At 49.6% G+C, this 2,205-nt stretch carries 3 protein-coding genes; all 3 read left to right on the top strand.

All coding sequences use genetic code 11. The features are described 5' to 3' along the window. A partial coding sequence (locus KDK14_RS05855; protein WP_257264080.1) for a ZmpA/ZmpB/ZmpC family metallo-endopeptidase-related protein occupies positions 1-521 on the top strand: 521 nt, incomplete at its 5' end. Next, positions 518-838 carry a hypothetical protein gene (locus KDK14_RS05850; RefSeq protein ID WP_257264079.1) on the top strand — a complete coding sequence of 107 codons (321 nt, stop codon included), beginning with the start codon at positions 518-520 and terminating at the stop codon, positions 836-838. The genes KDK14_RS05855 and KDK14_RS05850, both read left to right, overlap by 4 nt. 62 nt (positions 839-900) lie before the next feature. Continuing rightward, on the top strand, positions 901-1,740 hold the full coding sequence (locus KDK14_RS05845) for a hypothetical protein (RefSeq protein ID WP_257264078.1): 840 nt from the start codon (positions 901-903) through the stop codon (positions 1,738-1,740). The last annotated feature ends 465 nt before the right edge of the window (positions 1,741-2,205 follow it).

Genomic DNA, 2,205 nt, shown 5'->3' with positions numbered 1-2,205 from the left:
GCCTCAATTTCTCGCAATCCTCGCTACGGGCGCTATTCTCGGACAGCCTCCCAGGGGCTCTGGTCGGCCTGTCCGCGGTCGGTGCGGCATCAGCATCAGCCTCTGACTTCTGGGATTATGTGTGGAATGTCAAGACCCCGGGCAATATCTGCCGTGATAAGGACACATGTAGCAAACAATATCGCCTGATTGATGATATCGACGGTAGCAAATTGCCCCGGTCCATTGGGGATAAAGACAATCCATTTACTGACAGATTGGACGTCAATAGTCGTACTATTTGCAATTTATTGAAGTGCCTGATAAAACACCTGTCCGCTGGCCGTATCGAAAATCTGACCCTTAGTGATGCCAGAATATTTTCAGAGGATAAGGCCGGGGTAGTGGCTTGTGAAATGTCTGGCAACGCCATGATCAATAATATTCGGGTTGAACGTGATTACGTAACTACCAATGGTGCAGATCTCGCACCAGCAGCTATTGGCGTGGGCTTTGTAAATGGCGAACTATTACTAACATGACTGCGTTGAACTGCACGGTGAAATCCTCCGCCAACAGAAGTTATACCGGTGCCGGTATTGGTGCGGGATATCTGTTCCAGGGAGCTGTTAACAACATGGCTGCGGTAAACTGTAATGTTGCAACAAAGAGAGGATTCGCACATGCCGGTATTGGTGCGGGAATATCGAACGGTGGAATCGTTAACAACACAATGGCGGTGAATTGTCATGTTGCAATAATGGGAGAATTCGCAAATGCCGGTATTGGGGTGGGATTTCAGCATGATAAAGGAACGGTTACAGACACGACAGCGTTGAACTGCACGGTGATAACCTAAGGCAACGCGGCAAATGCCGGTATGGCGCAGGAAAGCTTGGTGAAAAATTAAGTATCGCCAGGGTGTTCAATAGCACCGTTAAAAGTGAAAATGCCGCTGCGGATATCTTCGTAGGATCTAGCCCGGTTTGTAATGTCACTGTGAATGACAAACAACAAAGCACTGCCAAGGGGTGTCAGTATTGGCAGGATAATGATATCAATGCAATTATTGCCTCCGACTTGGCAAAACTAAAGCACCAAATCGTTAATTATTGTCCTGATACATCAATCACAATGACAACACCGCCAATGGCATCACCAAGCCCTTTCGTTATAGCTTGTATCGCCCCCCTGGGCACGGTGATTTTTGTGCTGGTCGGTGTGATCGCCTACCGCTATTACAGCCAAAGGTCATCGACTAATGCTGGTCGTACCCGCGCGGAACCTACGCCGCCCCCAGCCAGCGGCCGCCCCCTTGCTGAGGGACAGCTTCCTACTACTCCCCGGGATCATTATCAACCGTTGTCGTTCAGGCCGAGGAACACGAGACCGCTGCCTGCTCCCCCAGACCATTACCAACCGTTAACATTCAGACAAGGGAACACGGCAACAGGGGACAGCAATCCCCCCGTGGGTAATGAAAAAGAACCCGCCCCCCCTGACATCCCTGTGTACTCAGAACTGACCGGGTATGAATCCATCGATAACCACGGTGAACCGGTGGTGGACGGGCAGCCCGGTATAGCAACTGGCAGCAACTCTGTGGCGAACACTGGAAAACCCACCCGACCAGACAGCCCTGTGAACCATGTACTGACCGAACATGGGACTGACTCTGACGATAGCTATGGCGAACCGGCGGGTAGGCAACAGATAGCAACAGATAGCATCAGCCCCATGGGAACACTGGGAAAGAGATAAAAAGTCCCCTGCTTACAGCCATGCCAAGAACCCAGCCTTTTCCAATGCCTTCTACATAAATTTCAGTGAGGCCAACGCGCGGTGAAAACGATTATTCCAGCGCATAGTCTCCAGACACTCATGTGGGCAAATACCCAGGCGCTCCAAGATAGGCGGAACATCGTCAGTTATACGACCACGATTTCCTTTGCGGATAATTCGGCCAGACCATTTGACCAGTTCAAAGCAGCTACTGAGTGGGTATGGAATAGCCTGTTCGGGGTTTTGGCCTTGAGCTTTTAACGGCTTCAAGTAGACCTTTTGTTTTTTTGTTTGCGCTGTCGTATGATTTAACACGCTCTTTAAATAGAGGTATTTTCTGAGGTTTCCAGCGTTGCGGCAATTTTTGCCCGGATGGGATTTAAATCCACGGTAACTATTCAGCACCCCTCATTTAAATCTGGAATTTTCTGATTTTTATACCAT

Source organism: Endozoicomonas sp. ONNA2 (assembly GCF_024606365.1).
Lineage (GTDB): Bacteria > Pseudomonadota > Gammaproteobacteria > Pseudomonadales > Endozoicomonadaceae > Endozoicomonas.
This window is presented reverse-complemented; position numbering and strand designations above follow the sequence as displayed.